The 18,954-nt window shown below is 71.6% G+C and carries 17 protein-coding genes; 10 read left to right on the top strand and 7 right to left on the bottom strand.

What is annotated here, in order from left to right; translation table 11 throughout:
- Positions 1-21 precede the first annotated feature (21 nt).
- From OG538_RS15865 to OG538_RS15835, 7 genes are all read left to right on the top strand, one after another.
- A complete protein-coding gene (locus OG538_RS15865; RefSeq protein ID WP_406094129.1) occupies positions 22-1,995 on the top strand; it encodes a glycosyl hydrolase family 28-related protein in 1,974 nt (657 codons plus the stop codon).
- A 144-nt stretch (positions 1,996-2,139) separates the two neighbouring features.
- Positions 2,140-2,592, top strand: a complete 453-nt coding sequence (locus OG538_RS15860) for a helix-turn-helix transcriptional regulator (RefSeq protein WP_406094127.1) — start codon at positions 2,140-2,142, stop codon at positions 2,590-2,592.
- 10 nt (positions 2,593-2,602) lie between these two features.
- Positions 2,603-3,013, top strand: a complete 411-nt coding sequence (locus OG538_RS15855) for a VOC family protein (protein WP_406094125.1) — start codon at positions 2,603-2,605, stop codon at positions 3,011-3,013.
- A gap of 103 nt (positions 3,014-3,116) precedes the next feature.
- Positions 3,117-5,510 (top strand): ATP-binding cassette domain-containing protein, encoded by a 2,394-nt coding sequence (locus tag OG538_RS15850; RefSeq protein WP_406094123.1) that lies wholly within the window; start codon positions 3,117-3,119, stop codon positions 5,508-5,510.
- Positions 5,511-5,710: 200 nt separating this feature from the next.
- A complete protein-coding gene (locus OG538_RS15845) occupies positions 5,711-5,956 on the top strand; it encodes a hypothetical protein (RefSeq protein WP_406094121.1) in 246 nt (81 codons plus the stop codon).
- 660 nt (positions 5,957-6,616) lie between these two features.
- Entirely contained in the window at positions 6,617-7,507 is an 891-nt protein-coding gene (locus tag OG538_RS15840) for a hypothetical protein (RefSeq protein WP_406094119.1), read from the top strand.
- 81 nt (positions 7,508-7,588) lie between these two features.
- Positions 7,589-8,404 (top strand): inositol monophosphatase family protein, encoded by an 816-nt coding sequence (locus OG538_RS15835; RefSeq protein ID WP_406094117.1) that lies wholly within the window; start codon positions 7,589-7,591, stop codon positions 8,402-8,404.
- Between the two features lie 119 nt (positions 8,405-8,523).
- On the opposite strand, the gene OG538_RS15830 is transcribed toward OG538_RS15835, so the two are convergent.
- The 3 genes from OG538_RS15830 to OG538_RS15820 all read right to left on the bottom strand — a co-directional run bounded on the left by OG538_RS15830 (position 8,524) and on the right by OG538_RS15820 (position 12,067).
- Complete coding sequence (locus OG538_RS15830; RefSeq protein ID WP_406094115.1) at positions 8,524-10,062, bottom strand: PTS transporter subunit EIIC; 1,539 nt, start codon at positions 10,060-10,062, stop codon at positions 8,524-8,526.
- Between the two features lie 48 nt (positions 10,063-10,110).
- Positions 10,111-11,076, bottom strand: a complete 966-nt coding sequence (gene murQ, locus OG538_RS15825) for an N-acetylmuramic acid 6-phosphate etherase (RefSeq protein WP_406094113.1) — start codon at positions 11,074-11,076, stop codon at positions 10,111-10,113.
- Between the two features lie 73 nt (positions 11,077-11,149).
- Positions 11,150-12,067: a MurR/RpiR family transcriptional regulator gene (locus tag OG538_RS15820; protein ID WP_024493101.1), complete on the bottom strand. Its 918-nt coding sequence runs from the start codon at positions 12,065-12,067 to the stop codon at positions 11,150-11,152.
- Positions 12,068-12,175: 108 nt separating this feature from the next.
- Here OG538_RS15820 and OG538_RS15815 point away from each other — a divergent pair, with 108 nt between their 5' ends.
- Together OG538_RS15815 and OG538_RS15810 are read left to right on the top strand one after the other, a co-directional pair.
- A complete protein-coding gene (locus OG538_RS15815; protein ID WP_406094111.1) occupies positions 12,176-12,544 on the top strand; it encodes a hypothetical protein in 369 nt (122 codons plus the stop codon).
- The gene (locus OG538_RS15810) at positions 12,541-12,813 is read left to right on the top strand and encodes a DUF4031 domain-containing protein (RefSeq protein ID WP_406094109.1); all 273 of its coding nucleotides are present in this window, start codon (positions 12,541-12,543) and stop codon (positions 12,811-12,813) included. The genes OG538_RS15815 and OG538_RS15810 overlap by 4 nt, the downstream gene beginning before the upstream one ends.
- A gap of 6 nt (positions 12,814-12,819) precedes the next feature.
- Here OG538_RS15810 and OG538_RS15805 read toward each other — a convergent pair whose 3' ends face one another.
- Both OG538_RS15805 and OG538_RS15800 read right to left on the bottom strand, forming a co-directional pair.
- Positions 12,820-14,061 (bottom strand): Cmx/CmrA family chloramphenicol efflux MFS transporter, encoded by a 1,242-nt coding sequence (locus tag OG538_RS15805; protein WP_406094107.1) that lies wholly within the window; start codon positions 14,059-14,061, stop codon positions 12,820-12,822.
- Positions 14,062-14,165: 104 nt separating this feature from the next.
- Complete coding sequence (locus OG538_RS15800) at positions 14,166-14,834, bottom strand: hypothetical protein (RefSeq protein ID WP_406094105.1); 669 nt, start codon at positions 14,832-14,834, stop codon at positions 14,166-14,168.
- 95 nt (positions 14,835-14,929) lie between these two features.
- On the opposite strand from OG538_RS15800, the gene OG538_RS15795 reads away from it, so the two are divergent.
- Positions 14,930-15,586, top strand: coding sequence for a maleylpyruvate isomerase family mycothiol-dependent enzyme (locus tag OG538_RS15795; RefSeq protein WP_406094103.1), 657 nt, complete (start codon positions 14,930-14,932; stop codon positions 15,584-15,586).
- A 127-nt stretch (positions 15,587-15,713) separates the two neighbouring features.
- Here OG538_RS15795 and fxsT read toward each other — a convergent pair whose 3' ends face one another.
- Positions 15,714-18,416: an FxSxx-COOH system tetratricopeptide repeat protein gene (fxsT, locus tag OG538_RS15790; RefSeq protein WP_406094101.1), complete on the bottom strand. Its 2,703-nt coding sequence runs from the start codon at positions 18,414-18,416 to the stop codon at positions 15,714-15,716.
- Positions 18,413-18,817: a hypothetical protein gene (locus OG538_RS15785; RefSeq protein WP_406094099.1), complete on the bottom strand. Its 405-nt coding sequence runs from the start codon at positions 18,815-18,817 to the stop codon at positions 18,413-18,415. The genes fxsT and OG538_RS15785 overlap by 4 nt, the downstream gene beginning before the upstream one ends.
- Positions 18,818-18,954 lie beyond the last annotated feature (137 nt).

The raw sequence follows: 18,954 nt of genomic DNA, 5'->3' as shown, positions 1-18,954 counted from the left end.
TACGCGACCACGGTTGCCTCTATGACCGCGGCCGCCGTCGGCCTCGGGGTGCTGGCCGCTGCGCCCGCGGGCGCCCGCCCCGCCGCCGCCCCCGCGCCCGTCGTCACCCGGGCCGCCCTCGCCCCGGCCCTCGTCGCGGGCCGGGGCGCGAAGGTGGCCTTCGCCGAGCAGGAGGCGGAGAACGCGGTCACCGACGGCACGGTGATCGGCCCGGACCGCACCGCGTACACGCTCCCTGCCGAGGCGTCCGGCCGGAAGGCGGTCGAGCTCACCCCGGGCGAGCACGTCGAGTTCACGCTGCCCTCGGCGGCCAACGCGATCACCGTGCGCTACAGCATCCCGGACGCGCCGGGCGGCGGCGGGATCACCGCCCCCCTCGATGTCGCGGTGAACGGCAAGAAGCGTTCCACGATGACGCTGACCTCGCAGTACTCCTGGCTGTACAACCAGTACCCGTTCTCCAACGATCCCGGCGGGGGGCTGCTCCACCCCGACTGGTGGATCACCGAGTGCTCCTGCGTGCCCGCCGCCACGACCCCCGCCCCGGTCATCGAGAAGCCGTTCCGGCCCAGCCACTTCTACGACGAGCAGCGCCTCCTCCTCGGCCGGACGTACCGCGCGGGCGACACCGTACGGCTGACCGTCCCGCCCGGCAGCCGGGCCGCGTGGACGGTCGTCGACCTGCTGGACTCGGAGCTCGTCGGCCGGCCGCACGTCGAGCCGCTCGCCGCCAATGTCCTTGCTTTCGGGGCCGATCCAACCGGCCGGCGTGATGCGGCGGGCGCGATCGACAAGGCCATAGCCTTCGCCCGGCGCACGCACGTGAACGTCTACATCCCGCCGGGTACGTACCGCGTCGACGGGCACATCGTCGTCGACGACGTCACGGTCACCGGCGCCGGTAACTGGTACACGAAGATCAAGGGCCGGGAGGTCGCGCTCGACACTCCGGCCGCCGACGGATCGACCCATACCGGGGTCGGTTTCTACGGCAGGGAAGCGGCCGACGGCGGCAGCCGCAACGTCCACCTGTCCGGCTTCGCCATCGAGGGCGACGTACGCGAACGCGTCGACACCGACCAGGTCAACGGTATCGGCGGCGCGATGAGCGACTCGACCATCGAGGGCCTGCACATCAGCCACACCAAGGTCGGCATGTGGTTCGACGGCCCGATGAGGAGCCTGCGCATCAGCGGCAACACCATCGTCGACCAGATCGCCGACGCGATCAACTTCCACACCGGCGTGACCGATTCACGGGTGACGAACACCTTCGTACGCAACTCCGGGGACGACGGTCTGGCGATGTGGTCCGAGAAGACCGCGAACGCCCGCAACACCTTCGATCACAACACCGTCCAGACGCCGGTCCTCGCCAACGGCATCGCGATCTACGGCGGCACCGACACCACCGTCTCGGACAACCTCGTCGCCGACCCGGTCCGCGAGGGCAGCGCCCTGCACATCGGTGCCCGCTTCGGCGCCGAGCCGTTCGCCGGGAAGCTGAACCTCACGGACAACACGACGGTGCGGGCCGGCACGTACGAGCTGAACTGGAAGATCGGGCTGGGCGCGCTCTGGATCTTCGCCCTGGACAGGAGCATCGACGCCGCCGACATCCGGGTCACCGGCGACCACTACCTCGACAGCACCTACAACGCGATCATGCTCGTCTCCGACTGGGCCGTGAAGGACCAGTACGACATCGAGGGCGTCCACTTCAAGAACATCAGGGTCGACGGCACGGGTACCTCGGTGCTGAGCGCCCGCGCGGCGGGCGGGGCGAGCTTCGACAACGTGGACGCGCGCAACGTGGGCGCGGTCGGCGTCAACAACTGCGGCTCGTTCAACTTCCCCGCAGCCGGTTCGGAGTTCTCCCTCACGGACCGGGGCGGCAACGACGGCGACTGGCTCGCTCCCTGGCTGCTGCCCAACACGATCACCTGCGACGACCGCCCGCCGGTCGTCCCGCCGCCCGCGCCGGGGGCGTGGTGACGCCGCGCGGCGACGGCCGGGAGCCCTTCGACGCGTGACCTGCTGAGGCCCGGGGGCCCCGGGCCTCGGCGGAAACACGTCGGACCGACGCGACCTTCCGGCAACGCCGGGCATTCCGCGGCCCGGCGTGGCACGCTTTCACAGGTGACCAGCAGAACCGACCCTGCACAACACCTGAGCGATCTTGCGCGGCTCCGCCGCGTCCGTGACCGCATCGACCGGGAGTACGCGCAGCCGCTGGACGTCGAGGCGCTCGCCCGCGGCGTGCACATGTCGGCCGGGCATCTCAGCCGGGAGTTCCGGCGGGCCTACGGCGAGCCCCCGTACGGCTACCTCATGACCCGGCGCATCGAGCGGGCTATGGCCCTGCTGCGCCGGGGCGACCTCAGCGTCACCGAGATCTGCTTCGAGGTCGGCTGCTCGTCGCTGGGCACCTTCAGCAGCCGCTTCACCGAGCTGGTCGGGGTGCCGCCCAGTGTCTACCGGCGCGAGGCGGAGCAGGCCGAGCAGGCTTCGGCGGGCGTGCCGTCGTGCCTGGAGAAGCAGGTGACGCGACCGGTCAGGAATCGAGAAGCGCCGGTCAGGAAGCCCGATTAGCGTGAAGGACATGGACATCAACATTCACTCCACCTTCCTTCCGCACGACGACCCGGACGCCTCGGTGGCCTTCTACCGGGACGTCCTCGGCTTCGAGGTCCGCAACGACGTCGGACAGGGCTCGATGCGCTGGATCACCGTCGGTCCCGCCGGCCGGCCCGACACGTCCATCGTCCTGGAGCCGCCGTACGCCGATCCTTCCGTCACCGACGAGGAACGTGCCACGGTCGTCGGGATGATGGCCAAGGGCACCTTCGCCCGCCTGCTGCTGGCCACGGACGACCTCGACGGCACCTTCGAGAAGGTGCAGTCCGGCACCGCCGAGATCGTGCAGGAGCCGACCGATCAGCCCTACGGCGTGCGGGACTTCGCCCTTCGCGACCCCGCCGGCAACCTGATCCGCGTCCAGGAACGGCGCTGAGCCGCCCACCGGACACAGCAGTCACCCGCAGGAAGCCGGCCGGACCGGGCCGGGCGACACCGACGGGGCCGCGGGGGCGGTCCCGCCCACAGAGGGAGAGACGATGGCCATGGCCAAGAGGGCAGACGACGCGCGGTCGCCCGCGCAGCACGTGGGCGACAGCCACGATCTGATCCGCGTGCACGGGGCACGCGTGAACAACCTCAAGGACGTCAGCGTCGACATCCCCAAGCGCCGGCTGACCGTGTTCACCGGTGTATCCGGCTCAGGCAAGAGCTCCCTGGTGTTCGGCACGATCGCAGCGGAGTCGCAGCGGCTGATCAACGAGACGTACAGCTCCTTCGTGCAGGGCTTCATGCCCACACTGGCGCGGCCCGAGGTCGACGTACTCGAAGGGCTGACCACCGCGATCAGCGTCGACCAGCAGCGGATGGGCTCCGACCCCCGCTCCACGGTCGGGACGGCCACCGACGCCAACGCGATGCTCCGCATCCTGTTCAGCCGGCTCGGCAAGCCGCACATCGGACCGCCCAGCGCGTACTCCTTCAACACCGCCTCGGTCCGGGCGAGCGGCGCGATCACCGTCGAGCGCGGCGACAAGAAGACCGTGAAGGCGACGTTCAACAAGACCGGCGGGATGTGTACGCGCTGCGAGGGACGGGGCTCGGTCTCCGACATCGACCTCACCCAGCTCTACGACGACAGCAAGTCGCTCTCCGAGGGCGCGTTCACCATCCCCGGCTGGAAGTCGGACAGCCAGTGGACCGTGCAGGTCTACGCCCAGTCCGGGTTCGTCGACCCGGACAAGCCGATCCGCAAGTACACCAAGAAGGAACTGCAGGACTTCCTCTACGGGGAGCCGGTCAAGGTCAAGGTCAACGGCGTCAACCTCACGTACGAGGGGCTGATCCCCAAGATCCAGAAGTCGTTCCTGTCCAAGGACAAGGAGGCGATGCAGCCGCACATCCGGGCATTCGTGGAGCGTGCGGTCACCTTCACCACCTGCCCCGAGTGCGACGGCACCCGCCTCAGCGAGGGCGCCCGCTCCTCGAAGATCCAGCGGATCAGCATCGCCGACGCGTGCGCGATGGAGATCCGGGACCTGGCCACCTGGGTCGCCGGTCTCGACGAGCCCTCGGCCGCGCCCCTGCTCACCGCGCTGCGCCAGACTCTCGACTCGTTCGTGGAGATCGGCCTCGGCTACCTCTCCCTCGACCGGCCCGCAGGCACGCTGTCGGGCGGTGAGGCGCAGCGCGTCAAGATGATCCGCCACCTCGGCTCCGCGCTCACCGACGTCACGTATGTCTTCGACGAGCCCACGATCGGCCTGCACCCGCACGACATCGAGCGGATGAACAGCCTGCTGCTGCGCCTGCGGGACAAGGGCAACACGGTGCTCGTCGTCGAGCACAAGCCGGAGACGATCGTGATCGCCGACCACGTCGTCGACCTCGGTCCGGGCGCCGGTTCGGGCGGGGGCACCATCTGCTTCGAAGGCACCGTGGAGGGGCTGCGGGCCGGCGACACGATCACCGGCCGCCACTTCGACGACCGGGCCACCGTCAAGGAGTCCGTGCGCAAGGCCACCGGCGCGATGGAGATCCGGGGCGCTACGGCGAACAACCTGCGCAAGGTCGACGTCGACATTCCGCTCGGTGTGCTCGTCGCCGTCACCGGCGTCGCCGGCTCCGGAAAGAGCTCGCTCGTACACGGCTCGATCCCGGCGGGAGAGGGCGTGGTGTCGGTCGACCAGAGCCCCATCCGCGGTTCGCGGCGCAGCAACCCGGCGACCTACACCGGACTGCTCGACCCGATCCGCAAGGCGTTCGCCAAGGAGAACGGCGTGAAGCCGGCGCTGTTCAGCGCCAACTCCGAGGGAGCCTGCCCCGCGTGCAACGGTGCCGGTGTCATCTACATGGACCTCGCGATGATGGCCGGCGTCGCCACCCCCTGCGAGGACTGCGAGGGCAAGCGGTTCCAGCCGGCGGTGCTGGAGTACAAGCTCGGCGGCCGTGACATCAGCGAGGTGCTGGCGATGTCGGTGGCCGAGGCCGAGGAGTTCTTCGGCGGGGGCGAGGCGCACCTGCCGGCCGCGCACCGCATCCTGGACCGGCTCGCCGACGTCGGCCTCGGCTACCTCAGCCTCGGCCAGCCGCTCACCACGCTGTCCGGCGGCGAACGGCAACGCCTCAAGCTGGCCACCCACATGGGCGACAAGGGCGGTGTCTACGTCCTGGACGAGCCGACCACCGGGCTGCACCTCGCCGATGTCGAGCAGTTGCTCGGCCTGCTCGACCGGCTCGTCGACTCCGGGAAGTCCGTCATCGTCGTCGAGCACCACCAGGCCGTGATGGCGCACGCCGACTGGATCATCGACCTCGGGCCGGGTGCCGGACATGACGGCGGCAAGGTGGTCTTCGAGGGGACCCCCGCGGACCTCGTCGAGTCCCGCGCCACCCTCACCGGCGAGCACCTGGCGGCGTACGTCGGCGGCTGACGCGACCGCTGCGGCGAGCGGAGGCGGCCGGGGCTCGGGCGCCGGGGCCGTCCGCCGTGCCGAACGCGCCCTGCCGCCCTGACCCCCTGCCTCCCGAAGATTGGACACGCTCGGTGCGCATGCCGGTTACTCAGCGTGGAATGAATGGATCATGAAGACGAAGGAGCGGGACAGCTCGCGGTGCGGGGAGACGGCCGGACATGGCGAGTGAGGGCGGCTGCCACCCGGAGGCCTCCGTGCCGGAAAGGGGGGCGTACGCCGTCGACGTACGGGACGGCAGGGTGGGCCGGGTGATGGGGCGGGCCGGTCCCTATGTGCAGCTACGGCCTCCCGGCGGAGGAGCGGAGTGGGACTGTCCGCCCGAGGCCGTCCGGCCGGCTCCGCCGGGGCTCGCGCTGAGAGCGCGGGTCACGGAGATCAACCGCCAGGGGCAACTGCCGCGGTGAGGGCGCGGCCAGGGGCCGGGCTGGGGAGGGCCGACAGGGCACGTACATCCCGCGCACCCCACAGGCCACGTACGCACCCGCATCCCGAACATCGAGATCGAGGGGGCCCGGCAGGCCCGGCAGGCTCGGGCCGTCACCCGAGCAGCGCAACGCCCCCATCTCCGGAGCCGCCGGCGGGCCCTCGCGGCAGCGTCTTCGCGCGCCGGGAGGGCGATGCGGGAGTGACGGCAGGGAAAAAGAATCGTTTTTACCGCCATGAGTGCATCTGACAGCCCCACGACGGTAGGTAGTGGTTTCGCCCCTTCGATTCCGCAAGGCCGTGCTCATGGGAGGGCTGGGGGACTGCCGGGCCCGCGCGTCGCGCGATCCCGGCCCGAGGCGCTGTCGCCGCACACGTCTCCGGGACCGGACGGCGGCGGAGAGGAGGCGACGCCGTTGTACGCGGAGTTGCTGAGCCTCTGGGCCGCGCGCGAAGCCACGCTCCCGGGGATTCTGGACGCCGACTGGCGCCGCCTGACCTCCTATCGGCACTTCCACGAGGAGACGGAGGAGATCCTGCGCATGCTCCGTCTTCAGGGGCGCACGCGGGAAAGTGGACCAATTGGGTGATCTTGGATCGGAACAGCGATTCCAACTCGCCGCGTTGACGTTGGACCAGTCGTGGATTCAAGGGAACTGTGGGAGCGGCACGCGGTGTTGGCCGATGCCTTTTGCGGCGCGGACGACAGCGTGCGGGAGGCGCAGTCGGTGTTTGACGGGTGCCAGGCCGAGCGCGTGCGGATGCTCGCCGCGTTTGCTGTCACGGTGGGCAGTGACGGGGCCGTCGCCGAACTGCTGGGGCTGGGCGAGCGCGAAGTGCGCCTGGCCCGCCGCACCGTGGGCAAGGACGTCGCGCGGTCGCTCGCGGAAGCGCTGCTCACCCCACAGCCGGTCGGGACCCCCGATCCCGCTGGGGAGCAGCACGTTCGGTCCGGGGAGGGCGATTCCTGCTTCACCCCTGCCGCGGAGGCCGCGAGAGCGGCGGTCGAGCGTCCGGTTCACCCACCCGCCCCCGTACCGTCGCCCCGGGCTGAAGGGGCCTCGCTCAAGCCGACGGCGCCCGCAGGGGGCCCGGAGTGGTCGCCCGCCCTGGACGCCCTGCTTGCTGAGGGCTGGAACGGCGGGATCGACGCCGCGACCCTCGCGACTCGGCTCGGCGTCGAGCTTCCCCAACTGGTCTCCCGGGCACAGCGCCTGTTTGCTGATGGCCGTCTCACCCCGGTGCGACGCGACGGGGGCCGTCATCGGCGCTCGGAACGCGGACAGGTCCCCGGCCCGCAGGCCACGCCCCCCAACGCCCGCTTCCTGAACGCGCCCTCGGCCGAGGCATGGCCGTCGTCATTCGACGGGGCGGGCCCCTTCGGACAGCACGTCACCTGGAACCAGGCTGTGTACGGGCACGACGTCAACGGCTGGGCCGCGGACTCCACCGAGTCCCTGCCCCGGCACGACTGGGACGGCATTCTGCACGACTGGAATCGGACGCACTCGGCCGGTGCCGACTCCGTCTGAGACCGCCACGGTGGCGGAGGCCGACCGCGAGGGACAACTGCCGCGGTGAGGGCAGGGGCAGGGCGCCGATAGCCTGCGCGCATGGTGAGCATGGACACGGAAAGCGATGCGCAACTGGCCCTCGGAGCCGCTCAGGCCGGAGCGGCGGTGGTCCGAGACATGTACGGCGCCTCGCTGGCCAGATTCGAGAAGTCCGCCGGTGACTTCGCGACGTCCGCGGACCTCGCGGCGGAGAAGGCCATCCTCGACGTACTGCGAACGGCTCGGCCCGAGGACGCCGTGACAGCCGAGGAGAGCGGCCACACCGGCGCAGCCGGTGCGGAGCGCAGATGGCTGGTCGACCCCCTGTGCGGCACGCTCAACTACGCCGTTCGGAACATGCTGGTCGCGGTGAACGTGGCCCTGCGGGTGGGGCCGACCGTCACCGCGGCCGCGTCGGCGGACCCGTTCAGCGGCGAGGTGTTCTGGACCGACGGTGCACAGGCCCGTGTCCGCGAAGACGGCGTGGACGAGGAGCTGTCCCCCTCGCCCGGCTCCCGGCTGGTCGACGTCAATCTCGACGCCCCGTTCCCCGGCGCCCCGGCCTTCCGGGCGGTGGACCTCCTCGCCGCCCCGGAGTTCGCCGAGCGGTTCCGGCCACGCGTCGTCTCCACCACACTGGCCGTGGCCTGGGTCGCCGCCGGTCGCAGGGCCGCGTACGTCACCGACGGGGACCTGCGCGACAGCGTGCACTTCGCCGCCGGCATCGCGCTCTGCGAGGCCGCCGGCTGTGTCGTCACGGACCTGCACGGCCGGCCGCCGTACACCGGGGCCGGTGGACTGGTCGCAGCGGCCGACCGGGAGACGCACGAGGCGCTGCTGGGCATGGTGAGGAGCCAGGCACGGTCCCGCCGCTGAGCACTCCCTCCTCACCCGTGGAAGGCGGCCCGCGACGCCGGTCGTACTCGCGCCGCGTGCGCGACAGCGAGAACGGCGGCACCCCTCGGGGCGCCGCCGTTGTCGTGGTCCGTGGTCCGTCAGACCCCTGCGGGTTCCTTCGCGGGAGCGTCCGGGCCGGTGGTGCCGGTCACCGGGGCCTCCGGCCCCGTGGCCGCGACCGTGGAGGCGGCCGGTTCCTGGGACACGTTGAACTCCGCCAGCAGCTCCTTGCTGAAGCCGAAGAAGTACGTGGCGACGAAGCCCGCCAGGTAGCCGACGACCAGGCCGCCCGCGTAGATCGCGATCGTCGCGCCCAGGCCGTGGTTGCCGTCCAGCAGCGGGAACAGCGCCCAGCCGGACGGGCCGATCGCGGTGGAGCCCACCGCGTCGCCGAGCTGGTTGAAGAAGCCGACGAACGCGCCGCCGAACGCACCGCCCACGCACGCGGTGATGAACGGGCGGCCCAGCTGGAGCGAGACACCGTAGATCAGCGGCTCGCCGACGCCCAGGAAGCCCGCGGGCAGAGCGGACTTGATGGTCCTGCGGATCGACTCGTTGCGCGGGAGGCGGAAGAAGACCGCGATGGCCGCGCCGACCTGGCCGGCCCCGGCCATGGCGAGGATCGGGAGCAGGACCGTGTAGCCCTGCTGCTCGATCAGCGTGGTGTGGATCGGGATCAGCGCCTGGTGCAGGCCCAGCATGACCAGCGGGAGGAAGAAGCCGCCGAGCACGAGACCCGCGCCCGCGCCGCCGTTGGAGAGCAGCCAGTCGGCGAACGTACCGATCGCGGTGGAGACCTCACCCGCCACGTACATCAGGCCGAAGATCGTGACCAGGCCGGAGACCAGGACCGTCAGGGTCGGGGTGACCAGGACGTCCAGTGCCTCAGGGACCCAGCGCCGGCACCACTTCTCCACGTACACCGCGAGCACCGCCGCACCCAGGGCGCCGAGGACACCGCCCTGGCCGGGGGAGAGCTTCTGGCCGAACGCCTCGATGTTCGCGACGCCCGGGAAGACGATGATGGCCGCGACCGCACCGCCGAGGATCGGCGTGCCGCCGAACTCCTTCGCCGTGTTGTAGCCGACGAAGACCGCGATCAGCGCCATGAAGCCGGACGCCATCGCCGCCAGGGCCGGGGTCACCGACGTCAGCCAGCCGAGGTTGACCAGCAGGCCGTTGAGGCCGGCGATGATGCCGCAGCCGATCAGGGCCGGGATCAGCGGTACGAAGATGTTGGCGATCCTGCGCAGGAACAGCTTGAACGGCGTCGCGTTCTTCGCCTTCCTGGCCGCCTTCATCTCGGCGCCCTGGGCGGCCAGTTCCTCCGCGGTGAGCGGGGCGGAGGCCGGAGCGGGAGCGGGGGCCGTGGCCTTGCCCTCCTCGACCAGCTTCTCGAACTCGGGGGTGACGCGGGCGACCGTACCGGGACCGAGAACGATCTGGTACGTGTCGTCCTCGACCACGCCCATGACGGCGGGCACGGCCTTCAGCGCTTCGTCCTGGACGAGCGAGCGATCGTGCAGACCGAGCCGGAGCCGGGTCATGCAGTGGACAACGGAGCTGACGTTCGCGGCGCCACCGACGAGCGGAAGGATCGCGGCGGCAGTGGCGCGGTTCTTGTCTTCTGTAGCCATGGTGCGTGGTGCCTTGCTGTGCGGGGGAGCGGAGGTGGTGCGGTGGGGTCAGGTGGTGCGGGGGGCCGCAGCGAGCGCGGCGCGGAGGTGACCGTCCGACGCGGAGAGCAGCGTGGCGGCGGTGGGACCGTCGACCTGGCCGAGGATGGTCAGGATGGCGTTCTTCACTTCGCCGTCGGTGGCGGCCAGCGCGGCCTCGATCTCCGGGTCGGAGGCGCCGGTGGCCAGCGAGACGATCCGCCGGGAACGGGCGCGCAGCTTCTCGTTGGAGGCGCGCACGTCGACCATGAGGTTTCCGTACGTCTTGCCGAGCCGGATCATCGTGATCGTCGAGAGCATGTTGAGGACGAGCTTCTGTGCCGTGCCCGCCTTCAGCCGGGTGGAGCCGGTGAGCAGCTCAGGGCCGACGACGACCTCCAGCGGGTGCTCGGCGGCGGCGCCCAGAGCGGAGTCCGCGTTGCAGGACAGCCCGATGGTCAGAGCGCCCCTGGCGCGGGCGTGCTCGACGGCCCCGATCGCATACGGCGTACGGCCGGACGCGGAGATACCGACCACCGTGTCGTCGCCGGTCAGACCCAGCGCGTCCAGGTCGGCGGCGGCCAGCTCCTTGCTGTCCTCGGCGCCCTCGACGGCGGTGACCATCGCGGACGGGCCGCCGGCGATCAGACCGATCACATCGGCCGGGTCGGTGTTGAAGGTGGGCGGGCACTCGCTGGCGTCCAGGACGCCCAGACGGCCCGCGGTGCCCGCGCCCGCGTAGATCAGCCGGCCGCCGCGGGCCATGCGCGCCGCGGTGGCGTCGATCGCCGCGGAGATCTCGGGCAGTCGCGCGGCGACGGCGGTGGGGACCGTCTGGTCCTCGCCGTTCATGATGCGGGCGATCTCCGGGGTGGCCAGCTGATCGATCTCGGCGAGCTCGGGGCGGAACGCCTCGGTGGTGAGGGTGGCGAGCTGGGCGCGCAGCTCCCCGTACCCGTCGGGGGTGGCGGCGTCGGCGTCGGTGAGGGAGGTCATGGAGAGCGGCTCTGCTTTCTTGAACTCGTACGGTTCTGCGGGTGCGGGTGCGGGTGCGGGGCTGTCCCGTTGATCAGCGGGTGCGGGGGTTGTGGCGGTGTGCCAGCGCCTCGTAGGAGGCGGCGAGGGCCGGGGCCGCCGTCTCGTACGTACGCTGCGCGACCCCTATGAACAGGCAGTCGACGACCAGCAGCTGGCTCGTGCGGCTCGACATGGCGGCGGGTCGCAGCTCGCTCTCCCGGGCCGTGGACGTGGTCAGTACGTGGTCGGCGTACTGCGTGACCGGGCCGTCGGGACGGCCGGTGATCGCGATCGTCGTCGCGCCCCGGTCGAAGGCGACACGCAGCGGCTCGATGACGTCGCCCGTCGAACCGGAGTGGGTGATCGCGATGGCCACGTCGCCGGAGCGCAGCTGCACGGCGTTGGTCACCGCGAGGTGCGGGTCCATGTTGGCGTGGGCGATCAGGCCGATACGGGCCAGCTTCTGGGCGAGGTCCTGGCCGACGAGGGAGGAGGCGCCCACTCCGTAGATGTCGATCCGGCGGGCGGTGGCGGCCGCGGCCACCGCGGCACCGAGCTGCACGGTGTCGAGCCCGGCGGCCGTGTCGGCGAGGGTCTGCTGCTCGTCGTAGGCCAGCTTGGCGACCACGTCGGCGATCGGGTCGTCGACCGCTATGTCCGCGGTGACGGCCGGCGCCCGGCCGGACTGCTGGTGGGCGGCGAGACCGGCCAGCGCGAGGCGCAGGTCCCGGTAGCCGGGGTAGCCGAGGAGGCGGGCGGTGCGGACCACGGTCGCCTCGCTGGTGCCGGTGAGCTCGGCGAGACCGGTGACCGTCAGGGCGGCGCAGCCGGCCGGATCGCCGGCGACGGCCTCCGCGACCCGCTGCATGGAGCGGGTCATGGACGGTGCGAGCGTCCGCACCTTCGCCGCGAGGGCTGCCGGGGCGGGCGGCGAATCAGCGCTGAAACTTTCCTTCAGGTCATTGGTCACCTTTGAAAGATATTTTCAACCCGGGTGTCCGTCAACCCCCCTTTGGTCCTGACCTGTGGCAGCACGAGGGCGCTCAGGAACACGGGCGCGCAGGTGGACAATGGCTGCATGGAGCTGAACCCCCTGGAGCAGGCACTGCACACCGCCCGCGCACTGGTCATGGCCGACCTCGCCGCCGGAGACGTCGCGGAGGCTGAGATCGTCTCGCTGGTCGAGGACGCGGTGACGCACCGGCGCTGGTGGGTCGAGCAGTGGCCGGAAGGAGTGGGGTTCGTCGTCGGCCTCGTCGCCCAGGACGTACAGGACGCGCTGCTGGAGCGGTTCGGCCGCTGGCCGCTGTGCCCGGTCTGCGACGCGGGCGACCCGCACGCCCTGGACGTCGAGCCGGAGCTCGGCCCGGATCCGCACTGGGTCTGCACGAAGGCGACGGTCTCCGTGGCCCCGGTCGGCTCGCTCGCCGGGATACTGCGGCCATGACGGTCTACATCGACCCGCCGGACTGGCCGGGCCACGGTCGCCTCTGGTCACACCTGGTGAGCGACGTGTCCTTCGACGAACTGCACGCCTTCGCCGCGTCCATCGGCTGTCCGCCCCGCGCCTTCGAGCGCGACCACTACGACGTACCGGAAGCGCGGTACGAGGACGCGGTACGGGCCGGAGCCCGGCAGATCGGCTCCAAGGAACTGGTCCGCCGCATCACCGAAGCGGGCCTGCGCCGCCCCAAGGGCCGCCCCGCTCCGGGCTGAACACGCTCAGCCGGCCGACGAGGGCGCGCACACCGCCGCGTCCGGCGCCGCTTCCCGCACCGCCGCGGCCGGGGCGCCCGCCACCAGCCGGGACGGCGCGTTGCGGCCGCGCTGCAGGCGCACTGAGAGGATCACCGTGACCAGGGCCAGCACGGTCATGGCCGCCCCGGCCCACGCGGTGGCCTCGAAACCGAAGTCGAGGTCGATCACCGTGCCGCCCAGCCAGGGCCCGCCGGTGTTGCCCAGGTTGAACGCGGCGGTGGTCGTCGCACCCGCCAGGGTCGGGGCCGCGCCCGCGACGTTGAACATGCGGGCGTTCAGGGCGGGAGCCGTGTAGAACGCCGACAGGCCCAGCAGGAACGAGAGCACGATCACGGCGGCCTGGTTCGACGCGAACATCGCCAGCGCCGCCAGGAACACCGTCGACGCCGCGATGCCGCTCAGCAGTACCCCGAAGAGGTGCGCGTCCGCGACCCGGCCACCGATCATCGTGCCGACCAGCGCGCCGATCCCGAACAGGGAGAGCACGGTCGGCACCCAGCCGGAGTCCAGACCGGCGACGTCCGTCAGGAGCGGCGCCAGATAACTGAACGCGCAGAACACCCCGCCCGCCGCGAGCGCGGTGAGCACGATGGAGAGCCACACCTGCCGGTCGCGGTAGATCCCGAGCTCCCGCTTCAGCTGCGGCTTCCGGTCCGGAAGCGGGATGCGGGGGATCATCGTCGTCACTCCGGCCAGCGCCACGGCCGAGGCCGCCCCGACCGCCCAGAACGCCGATCGCCAGCCAAGGTTCTCGCCCAGGAAGGCCCCCAGTGGCACCCCCAGCACGTTCGCGATGGACAGCCCGCCGATCATCACGGCCATCGCCCGGGCCCGGGAGTTCACCGGCACCATCGCGATGGCGACGGCCGCTCCGACGGCCCAGAACCCGGCGCACGCGAAGGCGCTGATCACGCGGGACGCGAAGAGCACCTCGTACGTCGGCGCGAGCGCACCCGCGACCTGGCCGAGGCCGAAGACCGAGATCAGCGCGATGAGCGTGGTGCGGCGGGGCAGCCGGAGCGTGGCCACGGCGAGCAGCGGGGCGCCGACCACCATGCCGATCGCGAACGCGGATATGAGGAGCCCGGCGCGCGGGATCGACACGTTCATGTCATCGGCGATGGGTGGCAGCAGTCCGGAGAGCATGAACTCGCTGGTGCCGAGGGCGAAGACCGAGAGGCCCAGGATGTACACGGCCAAGGGCATACGGGAGCGGCTGGCGGCAGAGTCGGGCATGACAGGTGCCAACAGCGGAAACGTCCGTGGCATTCCCCGCCCCCGGTCGGCCGGGCCCCCGACGCGGCGCGCGCTCAGTGGGTGAGCAGCTCCAGCTCCGTGGCCAGGTTGTGCCGGGCCCGCGCTTCCCACTCGGCCGCCCCGTGCGGCGTACGGAACAGCCGCGGCAGCTCCAGAAGCTGTCGCAGCACCGCCGCCCGGCCCTCCCGGAACGCCTCGTCGGGGACGAAGCCGTACTCCTCGCGCACCCGCGCCGCATACTCCGCGTACTCCTTGGGCGGCGCGGCGAGGATCGCCAGGTCGGCGTCGCACAGGGTCTCACCGTTGGTGTCGCCGTCGGCCGGGTCGTGCGAGACGGTGAGCCGGACCAGGCGCGCGACCTCGGCGGTGATCGCGTCGGGCACCCCCGCCTCGGGCAGGGCGCGCTCGGCGAGGACGGCGCTGCGCTCCTCGTTCTCGGAGCGGTCGGGCCGGTAGACCGCGTCGTGGAACCAGGCGGCCAGCCGTACCGCGTCCGCGTCCCTGGCATGACCGGCGAGTGTGTCCACGTGGTCGAGGACCGCCGCCAGGTGGGCGGTGGTGTGATACCGCCGCTGGGGCTCGGCCCACCGTGCCAGGAGGTTGTCCGCGTACGGCAGCGGATCGGGGCCCTCGCCGCCGCGGGCCGCGACGAGGCAGTCGTGCCAGCGGCCGCGGAGCGCTTCGGCCTCGTCGCTGCGGGGAGCCCGGTCCAAGTCGTCCATGGACCGAGACTAAGGGCTGTCCCGGGGCTGTGTCCTTGTTCACCCTGGGCACCGAAGTCCAAGTCCCCTGACAGCCGGGATGGTTGGCTGTGGCCATGGCTGACGAACGTGATCCCGAGCTGCCCGGTCTCCTCCTGCGCACCGAGCGGGATGCCCTTCTCCCGCTGCTGCGGTCCGCCGCGGACAGCGACTTCGAACTGCGTACCGCATGTCCCGGATGGACGGTGCGGGACGTGGTGGCGCACTGCGGGTCCGTACTGAGCCGGGTGGTGGAGAGCCGGTTCGAGCCGGACGTGTTCAGCCCCGCGTGCAACGACCGGGACATCGCCGAACGGGCCGGCTGGACGCACACCGAGGTGGTGGACGAGCTGGAGCGGGGCATGACCGACGCCGGTCCGGCGATCGCCGCCGCGGGCGGGGTGCTGGACGCGGTGGCGCTGGGGGAGTGGGTGCACGCGGGCGACGTACGCGCGGCATGGGGACTGCCCGGGGCGTACGAGGGCCCGGGATTCCCGCACGCGCTCGGCCTCCTCGTCCCGCGCGCCCTGCGCCGGAAGGTCCCGCTGCTCGTCGCGGAGCTCACGGACAGTGGGCGGGAGGTGGTCATCGGCACGGAACAGGAGGGCCGGGCCCCCGGACGGTACCGGGGCGACGGCGCGACCCTGATCAGGCTCTGCGCGGGCCGCCCGCTGGTGGGGACGCGGTACGAACTGGAGGGCGTCGGGGAGGGCGAGCTCTGCTTGTTCGACTGACGTGCGGAGCCGCAGGCCGGTGACAACGTCGCCAGGGGCGCGCCCGGGAGCGGTTCGCGGCCGGGACGGCCGGTGGCGGGAGTCGGGAAGCCGGCCCCACGCCGTCGTCCCACGCAGGTGCGGTACCTCAGCCGCCGTTGAGGAGGACCTTCCTGGACGCGCCGCCGTCGAACGGGGGCACCCGCACGATCAGGCCGCGGAGCAGGCCCGCCAGGCTGGACCTTATGGCGCGCGAGCGCACGTGGTCCGCACCCAGCACCTGTACTGAGGCGTGGTAAGCGGCCTCGCACAGGGCGATGGCGCACATCGGGTCGCCCGCGGCGGCATGGGCGAGCGCCAGGTCGCGGCGGGCAGTGAGCGTGCGGGGGTGGCTGTCGCCGAGCACGCGTACGCAATCGGCGAGCGCCCGCTCCGAAAGTTCGACCGAGTGCCCCACGCGGGCCAGATTGCCGCGGGCGAGCAGGGCGTCCGGGTGGTCGGTGCCCAGCACACGTTCGGAGTCGGCGACGACGGACTGCCACAGCTCGGTGGCCCGCTCCGCGTCACCCGTACCGAACAGCGCACCGGCCAGATTGCTGCGCACCAGCAGTGTGTCCGGATGGTCGTCGCCGAGCAGGCGCTCGGAGTCGGCGAGCACCGACTCCCACAGGGACCTGGCCCCCTCACGGTCGCCGGACTGCCACAGCGCGTCGGCCAGATTGCTGCGTACCAGGAGCGTGCGGGGGTGTTCCAGGCCGAGGACGCGCTCCGAGTCGGTCAGGGTGCGCTCGTACAACTCGATGGCGCGGTGCAGCCCGCCGCTGTCCTGCAGCGCGCCCGCCAGGTTGTTGCGCGTGGTGAGGGTGTCGGGGTGGGTCGCGCCGAGGAGGTTCTCCCGGTCGCCGAGGGTGCGCTCGTACAGGGGCAGGGCACGGTCCAGATCGCCGGCGGCCTCGTACGCGGTGGCCAGGTTGTTCCGGAAGAGAAGTGTTCGCGGGTGGTCCTGGCCCAGCGCCTGTTCGGCGCGGTCCCGAGTGCTTTCGAAGAAGGAGATCGAGCGCGGGAGGTCCCCGGCATCGCGGTACCCGCTCGCGAGGTTGTTGCGGGAGATCAGGGTCTCCGGGTGGTCCGGGCCGAGGACCCGCTCGCGGTCGGCCAGAGTGCGTTCGTACAGCGGGATCGACCGGTCCACGCGGCCCGAGTCGCGGTAGGCGTTGGCGAGGTAGTTGCGGGTGGACAGCGTGTCCGGGTGGTCGGCGCCGAGCACCCGTTCGCGGTCTGCCACGGTCCGCTCGTACAAGGGGATAGCCCGGCCGAGATCCCCCGCGGCCCGGTAGATGTTCCCCAGCTGGTTGCGGGTGGAGAGCGTGTCAGGGCTTTCGCTTCCGAGGACCCGTTCGCGGGCGGACAGGGCGCGTTCGCTGTAGCGCGCGGCCTGGGTGACGTGGCCCTGGTCCAGAAGGAAGCGGGATGTCTCGTGGAGCACGACCGCGATGTCGGCCGAGTCCTCCTCCCGCGGTACCAAATCCATGAAGGCCTCGATGTGCGGTCGAAGGGTGCGCCACTCCTCCCACTGAGGAACGGCGATGGACGCACCGCCTGACTCCCCCTCGGACCCGCCGCCGCCCGGCAGGCTGTCCAGCAGAATGCGTGCCGCTCGGTCCCGTGCCACCAGGATCGCCTCCTCTGTACGCAGTGGGTCGGCGGGGTCCGCCGTGCGGGCCACCGCCTGGACCAGGCGGTGTACGCGCAGGTTGGGGCGCGCCAGGGTGATCATGCTGTACCCGGCGAGGAGCGCCAGAGCGTCGTCCACCGCCAGGATGTCGTCGTCGATGCGGGTGATGAGCTCCTGTGGCAGCCGGTCCGGCGCGAACCAGGCCAAGGTGCGCAGGATCTCCACGGCGAGGGGGTCCCGGTCGGCAATCGTGCTGAGCGTCACGCGCCACACGCGGGCCACCGTGCGCCGGTCGGTGCTGCCCGCGTAGGCCGTGGCGAACATACGAGCCGGATAGCGTCGCACGCGCTCCAGATAGGCCGCGAAACTGATCGCGTGGTTGTGTACGTACGCACCGGCCTGCTCCAACGCGAGCGGCAGATGGCCGAGTTCGGCTGCCAGTTCAGCCACGACCAGTCTTTCGCTCACGTTGTGGCGGCCGGCGGTGCGCATCAACAGCTCGGCGGCGTCGTTCGGGCTGAGCACGTCGAGGCGGAGCGGTGCGGCCAGATGGTGCCAGCCGGCCGTGCGGCGGCTCGTGATCAGATGCCGGCCGGTGTCGAGCTGACTGATGACCGGGGCGAGATGACTCGGGTCGTCCGCGTTGTCGAAGACCACGAGCCAGCCCGGATGCGTCTGGAACCAGGTGATCGCCCATTCGGCCAGTGCGTTGGTGGTGGCCGGGGTCGCGAGGTGGGGCAGCAGACGGCTGGTGAGGGCCGCGAGTCCGGCCGTGATGGCGTCCGGGTTGTCGGCGGTGATCCACCACACCGTCGTGTACGCGGCCCGGTAGCGGTGGGCGTACTGCAGCGTGAGGCTCGTCTTGCCCACTCCGCCGAGTCCCACCAGGATCCGTGTGACCGGCTCGCTCTCCGCCGCGAGGGCTGTGCCGAGCCGGGTGACGTCGTCGTCGCGCCCGACGAACAGCGCGCTGGGCGGGCGGGGCAGATTGTGATTGCTCTGGCCGCGGGGTCCCGTAACGCCCTGCGCCGGGGGGAGTTGGACCGCAGGGGCGGTGTAGATGGTGGCGCCAGGACCTGTGCTGATGATCCCCGCATTGGCGTTCACGGCGACGGAACTCTCGCCGGAGGCTTCCCAGCTCCCGGAATCGCTCGCTGCGGGGGGCGTGGCGTTCATCGCTGGATCTGGGCGTTGTTTCCGGTGCTGATGACCCCGGAGTTGTGCTGGACGGCGACCGCCCCGTCCCCGGACGCCGTGAAGGAAACCGACGACTCAGTGAGTAACTGTGCCACTCCCGCCGTCAGTTCCGGGTCGGCGAGTAGCGCCCGCTTGATCTGGACGCGCAGCATCGCCTGGAAGTCCGCGTCGTCGGGGGCCTCGGCCGCCTCCGCCACCGCGCGGTCCAGTTCGGTGGGGTCCTCCTGGCTGCCCCGGATGCGCTGCAGGATGCGCCGCCCCAGGCCCACCGTGGCGTCCGCGCCCACGTCGGTGGCCCGCGTCAGGACGGCGGTGCCGTACGCACCCACTGCGGCGGAGACGTACGGACCGATCTCGCCGACGATCGTCAGAGCATCCACGATTCCCCCAACTGGCCCACCGGGGCGGGCAGCGTGTGAGCATGACGGTGTCCATGATGCCAGCAGGGGCCGCGGCCGTCCGGGAGACGACCGTCACCGGCCGCGCGGTCCGCCCGGGCGCTGTGGGCCGGCACTCC

Origin of the sequence: Streptomyces sp. NBC_01013 (genome assembly GCF_045162765.1) — a bacterium.
In the GTDB taxonomy this organism is placed as follows: Bacteria; Actinomycetota; Actinomycetes; order Streptomycetales; family Streptomycetaceae; genus Streptomyces.
This window is presented reverse-complemented; position numbering and strand designations above follow the sequence as displayed.

Excerpts from the sequence above, each read along its gene's own strand:
- OG538_RS15810 (WP_406094109.1), top strand. The coding sequence starts at position 12,541 with ATGACGGTCTACATCGACCCGCCGGACTGGCCGGGCCACGGTCGCCTC.
- OG538_RS15815 (WP_406094111.1), top strand. The coding sequence starts at position 12,176 with ATGGAGCTGAACCCCCTGGAGCAGGCACTGCACACCGCCCGCGCACTG.
- fxsT (WP_406094101.1), bottom strand. The coding sequence starts at position 18,416 with ATGAACGCCACGCCCCCCGCAGCGAGCGATTCCGGGAGCTGGGAAGCC.
- murQ (WP_406094113.1), bottom strand. The coding sequence starts at position 11,076 with ATGACCTCCCTCACCGACGCCGACGCCGCCACCCCCGACGGGTACGGG.
- OG538_RS15855 (WP_406094125.1), top strand. The coding sequence starts at position 2,603 with ATGGACATCAACATTCACTCCACCTTCCTTCCGCACGACGACCCGGAC.
- OG538_RS15805 (WP_406094107.1), bottom strand. The coding sequence starts at position 14,061 with ATGCCCTTGGCCGTGTACATCCTGGGCCTCTCGGTCTTCGCCCTCGGC.
- OG538_RS15845 (WP_406094121.1), top strand. The coding sequence starts at position 5,711 with ATGGCGAGTGAGGGCGGCTGCCACCCGGAGGCCTCCGTGCCGGAAAGG.
- OG538_RS15865 (WP_406094129.1), top strand. The coding sequence starts at position 22 with ATGACCGCGGCCGCCGTCGGCCTCGGGGTGCTGGCCGCTGCGCCCGCG.
- OG538_RS15835 (WP_406094117.1), top strand. The coding sequence starts at position 7,589 with ATGGTGAGCATGGACACGGAAAGCGATGCGCAACTGGCCCTCGGAGCC.
- OG538_RS15795 (WP_406094103.1), top strand. The coding sequence starts at position 14,930 with ATGGCTGACGAACGTGATCCCGAGCTGCCCGGTCTCCTCCTGCGCACC.
- OG538_RS15800 (WP_406094105.1), bottom strand. The coding sequence starts at position 14,834 with ATGGACGACTTGGACCGGGCTCCCCGCAGCGACGAGGCCGAAGCGCTC.
- OG538_RS15830 (WP_406094115.1), bottom strand. The coding sequence starts at position 10,062 with ATGGCTACAGAAGACAAGAACCGCGCCACTGCCGCCGCGATCCTTCCG.
- OG538_RS15850 (WP_406094123.1), top strand. The coding sequence starts at position 3,117 with ATGGCCATGGCCAAGAGGGCAGACGACGCGCGGTCGCCCGCGCAGCAC.